8 protein-coding genes are annotated in these 8,171 nt (G+C 57.4%); 4 read left to right on the forward strand and 4 right to left on the reverse strand.

Features of this window, described 5'->3' with window-relative positions:
• Positions 1-142: 142 nt before the first annotated feature.
• Together ACR0JI_RS21555 and ACR0JI_RS21560 are read right to left on the reverse strand one after the other, a co-directional pair.
• Positions 143-1,774: an arylsulfatase gene (locus ACR0JI_RS21555; RefSeq protein WP_480478492.1), complete on the reverse strand. Its 1,632-nt coding sequence runs from the start codon at positions 1,772-1,774 to the stop codon at positions 143-145.
• 14 nt (positions 1,775-1,788) lie between these two features.
• Positions 1,789-2,631 (reverse strand): TauD/TfdA dioxygenase family protein, encoded by an 843-nt coding sequence (locus tag ACR0JI_RS21560; protein WP_480478494.1) that lies wholly within the window; start codon positions 2,629-2,631, stop codon positions 1,789-1,791.
• A gap of 90 nt (positions 2,632-2,721) precedes the next feature.
• Between ACR0JI_RS21560 and ACR0JI_RS21565 the strand changes: the two genes are divergently transcribed.
• On the forward strand, positions 2,722-3,660 hold the full coding sequence (locus ACR0JI_RS21565; RefSeq protein ID WP_480478496.1) for a LysR family transcriptional regulator: 939 nt from the start codon (positions 2,722-2,724) through the stop codon (positions 3,658-3,660).
• A gap of 564 nt (positions 3,661-4,224) precedes the next feature.
• On the opposite strand, the gene ACR0JI_RS21570 is transcribed toward ACR0JI_RS21565, so the two are convergent.
• Positions 4,225-4,866 (reverse strand): NAD(P)-dependent oxidoreductase, encoded by a 642-nt coding sequence (locus ACR0JI_RS21570; protein ID WP_223117064.1) that lies wholly within the window; start codon positions 4,864-4,866, stop codon positions 4,225-4,227.
• The gene (locus ACR0JI_RS21575) at positions 4,863-5,771 is read right to left on the reverse strand and encodes an EamA family transporter (RefSeq protein WP_480496612.1); all 909 of its coding nucleotides are present in this window, start codon (positions 5,769-5,771) and stop codon (positions 4,863-4,865) included. The genes ACR0JI_RS21570 and ACR0JI_RS21575 overlap by 4 nt, the downstream gene beginning before the upstream one ends.
• A 78-nt stretch (positions 5,772-5,849) precedes the next feature.
• On the opposite strand from ACR0JI_RS21575, the gene ACR0JI_RS21580 reads away from it, so the two are divergent.
• From ACR0JI_RS21580 to ACR0JI_RS21590, 3 genes are all read left to right on the forward strand, one after another.
• Positions 5,850-6,344: a MarR family winged helix-turn-helix transcriptional regulator gene (locus tag ACR0JI_RS21580; protein WP_170592557.1), complete on the forward strand. Its 495-nt coding sequence runs from the start codon at positions 5,850-5,852 to the stop codon at positions 6,342-6,344.
• 238 nt (positions 6,345-6,582) lie between these two features.
• Positions 6,583-7,044: a carboxymuconolactone decarboxylase family protein gene (locus tag ACR0JI_RS21585; protein WP_170592554.1), complete on the forward strand. Its 462-nt coding sequence runs from the start codon at positions 6,583-6,585 to the stop codon at positions 7,042-7,044.
• Positions 7,041-7,949, forward strand: a complete 909-nt coding sequence (locus ACR0JI_RS21590) for a sigma-70 family RNA polymerase sigma factor (protein WP_480496615.1) — start codon at positions 7,041-7,043, stop codon at positions 7,947-7,949. Before ACR0JI_RS21585 ends, ACR0JI_RS21590 begins: the two co-directional genes overlap by 4 nt.
• Positions 7,950-8,171: the final 222 nt, after the last annotated feature.

The following is an 8,171-nucleotide window of genomic DNA, read 5'->3' on the forward strand; positions in this document are numbered from 1 at the left end:
ACGGTAGCCCTTCAGGCGTGGCATCTCAGCTGGTATATTCATGGAGACCGGCTAAACAGCCTCAGGTGCGACTGCAAGTTGGCAATCCCGGACAAACCCGTCCTTTACCAGGGGACCCTCAGTGGACGCTTAGCCATCAGTTTCAGCCATTTGGAGTTTCCATCTTCCACGCGGCCAGAAGTTTCGGCAGCGCTTCGTTCCAGTCCAGGACTCCGGAGGTGTCAGCCCAGGCCTGGTACTGGCGGATAAGGTCTTTCTCAAGCGCAGGGCTGCGGCCTGCAAGATTGGTCAGTTCGGTGCGGTCGGCCTCGATGTCGTAAAGCTCCCAATGGTAATCATGCAGGCGCACGAGTTTGAACTGACCGAGGCGGATCGCCGCGTTTCCTTCGTGCTCCCAGAAGATCGGCTGTTCGCGCTGCCAGTCCTTGCCCTGAAAGAGGCTCAGCAGCGACTCTCCCTGCAACGGTTGGATTTCATGGCCACCCAACTCGCTCTGATAGGCGGCACCGGTGGCCTCCAGGATGGTTGGCAGGATATCAACCACATGGCAGGCCGCATGGGCGGCACCACGCGGCCTGAATCCATCTGGCCAATGGGCAACCAGCGGGGTCGAGATGCCGCCTTCATGCACATAATGTTTGTACAGCCGAAACGGTGCGTTGGAGACATTGGCCCAAGGCTTGTCATAACTTTGAAAGGTCTGGGCATCGCCGGGGCGCAAACCTGTCACATTGCCCATCGTGATCTGCCTGCCATCATGCGTTTTGTCCGGGTAGAACTTCGCCCAGCCGTCCTCGGCCATGAATTCGGCGCAGCCGCCGTTGTCGGAGAGGAAGAGGATCAGCGTGTTGTCGAATTGCCTGAGCCGCTTCAGGGCCGAAATCAGTTTGCCAATCGACTGGTCCATGCGGTCCACCATTGCCGCATATGTGGCCATCTTGCTGACCTCCCAATCCTTGTTTGCCTCATGCTCCCAGCCATGCACCGTGCTGTCACGCGGGGAGATGTCCCAGCCGCGCTGGAACACGCCTTGACCGTTCATGGTTTCGTGGCGTGCGGTGCGGATTTGGTCCCAGCCCTTGGCATAGACGCCGTCATATTTCGCGATGTCCTCGGGGTGTGCATGCAGCGGCCAGTGCGGCGCGGTATGGGCGAGGTAGAGAAAGAAGGGTTTCTCTTCCGCTACCGCGCCTTCGATCATGCCAATGGCCTTATGGGTGATGGCTTCGGTGAAGTAGAAATCGTCCGGGAAGGTTTCGACACGGGCATCATCCTCCAGCATGTAGTGCGGCGAAAAGAAATGCGTGGCCCCGTCCATGATCCCGTAGAAGCGGTCAAAGCCACGCTGTCGCGGGGTCGGGTGCTCGACATCGCCGACCCGCCAGCTGTCCACCTCGCGGGCTTCGAAATCACCGGCCACATGCCACTTTCCGGACATCAGCGTGCCATAGCCGCTGGCGCGCAGGTGTTCGGCAATGGTGGCGCTGTCGTTGCGCAGGAAGCCCTGATAGGCGGCCGTGCCAAGATTGGCGCCCATATGGCCGACGCCAGCATTGTGCGGATAAAGCCCGGTAAGGAGCGAGGCGCGAGTGGGGCAACAACGGGCGCAGTTGTACATCGCAGACAGCATCACGCCGCCCCGCGCGAGGGCATCGATGTTGGGGGTTTGGATTTCAGACCCGGTGCAGCCGAGATCGGCAAACCCCATGTCGTCCGCGAGGATCAGAATGACATTGGGTCGGCTGGCGTTGGACTGCGGGTTACGGTCGGTCATACCGGTGCTTTCAATTAGGCTAAGGCTGCGACGACGGGCGCAAGCGGAACGCCCTCGACAGTGACACGGTGCATCAGGCGCCGGTAGCCGTGATAGTCGTTGATCGCCTTGTGCCAGGTGGCGCGGTTGTCCCACATCGTGATGTCACCGGCCTGCCAGCGCACCCGGCATTGAAACTCGGGTTGCTGGCAATGGGCATAAAGCATGGCCAGAAGCGCCGCGGATTCGTCTGGGGTCAGCCCTTCTATACAGGTTGTGAAAACCGGGTTCACAAAAAGGCCGCGCCGTCCGCTCAATGGATGGGTGATGACAACCGGATGCCGCGCGTCCTGCGTGGCGGCCTCTGCGTTGCCCAGGCGGCCCGATTTCACCGCCTCGCTGTCCATCGCGGAGGCGCCGAACACATGGCGCGAGGAGTGCACAGCCGTCAGACTGTCGAGAAAGCGTCGCATCGGCGCAGAGAGCGCCTCATAGGCGGCACCCATGGAGACAAACAGCGTGTCGCCGCCATAGGGCGGCACCTCGATTGCGTGCAGAATGGAGCCCATCGCCGGTTCCTGATCGTAGGAATGGTCTGTATGCCATCCCTCACCAACCGCTTCGGTCTGGTCCCTCTCCTTCAGCACCGTGGCGATTTCCGGATGGCCCTCAACCGGCTTGAAGAACCGGTTCACGTTTATCGGCCCAAAACGGCGGGCGAATGCCAGGTGATCCTCAGGACCGACGTTCTGGCCCCGCAGCACGATCACCGAGTATTTGGCAAAAGCGCGCTGGATCGCATCAAAATCTGCGCCGCGACGGATATCCACCCCAAGGATTTCCGCACCCAATCCGCCCGTCAGAGGTATTATTTCCATACCGGCCTCCAATCTGTCCTGACCGGAGCATAGAGATTGCCTCAAGGTCAGAAAAACTGATTTAATCGTCCGCAAAGATAGGTATTTCCGATGTTTCGCTTCACCCTTCGCCAACTCACCTACCTGTCGGAAACAGCGAGACAGGGCGGGATCGCACAGGCGGCGCGGCAACTGAATGTCTCTGCCGCCGCCATCGCGTCGGCACTGGATAAGCTGGAGGCCGCCACCGGCGTGACCCTGTTCGACCGGTTTCCTGCGCAAGGCATGCGGCTGACCCGCGCGGGCGAGGACTTTGTCGCACAGGCAGACGCGCTGCTGGTTCACGCATCTGGGCTGGATCGGCGGGCCACAGATCTTGCGTCAGGCCGGGCGGGCAGGATCCACATTGGCACCCATCATGCATTAGCGCAGCGGATCGTCCTGCCCGCAGTAATTGCTTTTCGCGAAAACCACCCCGGCGTCCGAATTGAAGTGAAAGAGGCAGACTATCCGGCTTTGGTAGAGGCGCTGGATGCGGGCGAGGTGGATGCGCTGGTGATCTTTGACCAAGGGCTCGACAAGCGGCGGCACCATGCAGAAGTTCTTTTGGAACTTCCCCCTCAGGTCTTGTTGTCAGCGACACACCCCTTGGCAGCCAAAAGCCGGATCAGCCTGTCCGAACTGAACAATCTGCCCTACATTGCGGTTTCACCTGCCGGCCCTGGCCCCAGCTACCTGCAACTTCTACAGGCCGCGGGCATTCACCCAGAAGTGCCGTTCCAGTCCCAATCGCGTGAACTTGTCCAGGCTTATGTCGGCAAGGGGTTCGGGTTCACACTTGTGGGTTTTCCCCCCAAACAGAACCGCACAATAGAAGGCGACCCTATCGTTGCGCGGCCGCTCAAGGAAGAAATTGGCCATTACAGGGTGGTGATTGCCCGCTCGCACCAAGCCTTGCAGACGGCGCTGATGGAGCGGTTCCTAGAGATCTGCAGGTCGCCCGCCACGATTTCCGGCCTCGCAGGATTCCAAGGATCTGCAATCCTGTGACGCTGACGTCCGTCATTAATTCTACACCCGTCGTCGTGGCTCTCTGCCGAACTCAGAAAAGGTGCTACATCGGTCCTATGCGAGCCACTAAGCATGATCGAAGACGGCCCTAACCAGTCGTTGACTACCACACTCGGCCGCTGCGGTCGCAGCCCGCTTTCCCGACATTCGCCGCGAGTGCGAAATCGATGGCCAGCTGAACCCACAGCCGGCACATCAAAGCCGTCATTCGCCCGTGAGTTTTGTCATCGCGAACTTTGCAATCCTCTCAACTGTTCCATTCGAAAACTAGCCAGAAGAAAATTCGCCAAAAAGTTCTGCGCAGGAATTTGACTATCGATGAAATCCTTAACCTTACAATGCCCATTGCCTTTGTGCCTGCAGTCCTAACGGTAGATCCCGTCGGCCCGCGTAAGCACGCTGTAAAGCGGATAGCGTATTCGACAAAATGTCGCTCGGGTTGTTCGTTTTCGTAAGGTCGCGTGACGAGACTGCATCTGGAATAACACGCCGCTTGCAAACTGCAGACGGCGTGCTCTCCCTGAACGACTAGGTATTCGCGTTTCAATAGCCTACGGTAAAGGCGGCGCGTAGAAACTTGGCCGATTGAGCCTCATCGACAATTGCCACAGCAAAATCTTCCATGGAAATTTTTGAGTTACCGGCGTCATCGACAATCAGGTTATCTGTGTCGGTTCTGAAGACACCCAGGCGCTCACCGGGCTGCAATAATGCGGATGGGCTGGCATAGGTCCAGTTTGCCGAGGCATCGGATGAACAGAGTTCCCACTGTGCCATGGATGCACGCGCGGTTGGAACAATGCTCTCGGGCAGAAAGTCGGGATCTGTCAAGACGGTGTGTGGGCTACCATCGGGTAGATGCAGACGCGCGGCACCGCCGACAATGATCACCCGAAGATCTGCAAGGGATGCGGCGTCCAAAATGGAACGGGTCAGAGCAACGACTTCGCCCTCACGCCCGGCTGGTGCGCGCACAGCGCTTACGGCCAGATCCTGACCAGCCATGGCCGCGGCCAAAGCCGCAGGGTCCGCAACATTCGCAACAATCGGCTTGGCGCCTTTGGGCAGGTTTTCGATCCCTGCCTCGTTTCGAACTGCCGCGGTAACGTCATGGCCACGCGAGATCGCCTCAGTCACGACACGAGAACCGACATCGCCAGTTGCACCAAATACGACAAGTTTCATGAGCATTCTCCTTTTGGATTGAGGTGTGTATGGGCAGTTTCTGAAAGAACGAGAGGGCTGATACGCCCGGCACGCTGCCCAAGCCAGATTGCCGTGAGCACCACTCCGGCTCCGGCGATCTGGGTGGGCGTCAGAGCCTGGCCAAGAAGCATCCAGCCAATAACGACTGCGGAAAGCGGGCTGAGAAAACCAAGGGCTGAAACGGCGCCGGGCTCGATCCGGGAAACACCTCGGAACCATAAGATGTATGTCAGCGCAGCCCCGATCAGAGTGAGATAGGCGATTCCGGTGAAAAATTGCGATTTCAACGGCGGAAGCGCAGGCTCAAACAGATATGCCAGCGGCATCAGCAACAGCCCCCCTGCCGAAAGCTGCCAGGCCGCCAAGGTTAAAAGGGGCACGGGGGCTTGCCACTTCCGGGTCAGAACTGTGCCAGCTCCCATGGAGACTGCGCCGCCGATAGCTGCGAGTAACCCAATCGGATCAAGTGAAACCCCCGAACCAAGAACAAGAAGTCCAACCCCAAAGATACCGATCAGTGCCGCGATCACCGCAGATAACTTGACCGTCGTACCAATCAGCATCGCAGCCAAGAATACGACAATCAAAGGCTGAACCGCCCCAACCGTTGCGGCTACACCACCAGGCAGCCGGTACGCCGCCACAAATAGCAATGTCCAGAACACGGTGAAATTGAGCGCACCAAGAACGAAAGCGCGTATCCACCAGATACCCTGCGGCAGTTGCCGGGCCAGAACGAGCAATAGCAGGCCAGCAGGCAGCGCACGCAGGGCAGCCATTGTGATTGGACACCCAGCAGGAAGGAATTCAGTCGTAACGTAATACGTGCTGCCCCAGATCAGCGGCGCGATGGCAGTGAGCGCGATGTCGACATGACGTTTCATGAGGGATCTCCATATATCTTGACGTCAAGATATCTTATATTCTCTTGACGTCAAGATAAAACTTCGCAATATGCTTCTATGGACCACATCGATCGTATAATTTCTCAATGGAACAAAGCCCGCCCCGACCTCGATGTGGGACCGATGGAAACGATTGGGCGTCTTTCCCGCCTGGCGGCTCAGCTCAGAAAAGAGATGGACAAAACCTGGAAGGTCTACGGGCTCAACCTCGCCAGCTTTGATGTGCTGGCGACCCTGCGCAGGTCCGGAAAGCCTGAAGGCCTGTCGCCGGGGGAATTGCTTGACCTGACCATGGTGACATCGGGGACAATGACCAACCGAATTGACCAGCTCGTCAAGGCCGGCTTGGTCGAGCGCGCGCCAAATCCGGAAGACAAACGCGGCTTCTTGATCCGATTGACGAGGGACGGGTTCTCAAAAATCGAAAATGCCGTCTCAGATCACGTTGAAACACAACATCGGCTTATGAACGGTTTATCGCCCGAGCAGCGCGATAACTTGAATGGACTGCTTAAAGCACTGGGCGAGGCGGTTGACGAAGATACGAAATAAATACTGATAAATTAAGCGCCTCCCAAGAAACCATCACATTTTCAGAACATGGCGCACCTTGGAAACAGGGCACCTGCAGTCGAGTAAAGCATTCGCGAAACACTGGTGAACTTTGCGCAACTCGATTGATATATAACTGTCCACCCTACGCAATAAAAACTGATTTGTTACGCACCCATGTCACAAACTCCACGCCTGCCGCGTCCTGTTTCTATACACCCGAATACAGGAGCACCTCATGCAATCCCGCCTAAACCACTTCGCCGTTGCCCCGCAACTTATGCAGCCAATGCTCGACATGGAGGAATGCCTCAAAACATCCGGCCTTGAGCACAGTCTAATCGAACTGGTAAAATTGCGCGTGTCGCAGATCAACGGCTGCGCTTTCTGCATTCACATGCACACCCATGACGCGCGTGCGCAGGGTGAGAGTGAAGACAGGCTTCACTTACTGAACGCGTGGCGAGAGTCGTCTCTTTATTCCGGGCGTGAACGCGCCGCTCTTGCCTGGGCCGAAACGCTGACCCGCATCGAGCAGAATGGTGCACCGGATCACATCTATAAAGAGATGGCCGTTCAGTTTTCAGATCAGGAAAAGATCGCCCTAACGCTGGTTGTGACAACGATCAATGCCTGGAACCGCATTGCTATTGGCTTTGCAACGCCACATCCTGCCGCCAAGGAGGCCTCGGCCGCATGAGTCATATGATTTCACCCGTCAACGACCAGATTTTTGTCGATCTGCGACCGCGCTTGTTTGCGGTCGCCTATCGAATGCTGGGCACCGTTGGCGACGCGGAGGATGTAGTACAGGACGCATTTTTGCGTTGGCAGAAGGTTGATCATGCCAGTGTGCGGGACGCGACGGGTTTTCTGATCCGAACCGTTACGCGGTTATGTTTGGATCACATGCGGGCCGCGCGTATTCGACGCGAAACATATCCCGGCGAGTGGTTGCCGGAACCACTGATCACAGATGATGCCACCGAGCGACTGGACCGTGACGTCTCAGTGGCACTCCTACTGGCGCTGGAGCGGCTGACACCTCTCGAGCGGGCAGCATTTCTGCTCCACGATGTGTTCGAGCAATCATATGACGAGCTGGCATCGGCACTGGAACGCACACCTGAATCCTGCCGCCAGCTTATCAGCCGAGCGCGGAAACATGTGCAGCGCAGCAAACCTCGAACACAGGTTGAGCCGCAACAAGGCGAAGCCATCGCCAAGGCATTTTTCATGGCCGCCAAAAGCGGCGACACCGACGTTCTTACCAAATTGCTTGCGCAAGACGTAAGATTTGTTTCGGATGGCGGCGGCAAAGTGCTGGCGACACTCAATCCGATTTTGGGCCGAGATAAGGTGATGCGGCTATTGTCTGGATTGGCGCGTAAATACTCTGATCAATCTGTCCAGCAATGGCAATTCTGCCACCTGAACAATCTGCCATCGATCCTCAGCCATGAAGCGAGCGGCCTTTTGCAAACGATGTCGTTGGAGATCGAATACGACGTGATTACCGCTGTTTACGTTGTTCGCAATCCGGAAAAGACACGTCATCTGTCGTTCGACGAACACACGCCCATTAGTGGCGGCCTATCTGACTAGGATGACTACATACGGAGAAAACACCGGCCCTGAGCCGACATCCAACGACCCATCTGGATTCTGCGGTCGCAGCCCGCATTGCGGTCCTTTGCCGCGAGCGAAAAATTCCATGCAGGTCGAACTTACAGATCGCGGACAAAGCTTCAATTCGCGGCGGCGGCACCAATGTCAATTCCGGCAATCGGACTTCCGTGCGGGTCAGATCGCCAACTGTTGCTCAAC

It is taken from the genome of Ruegeria sp. N10 (genome assembly GCF_056531545.1).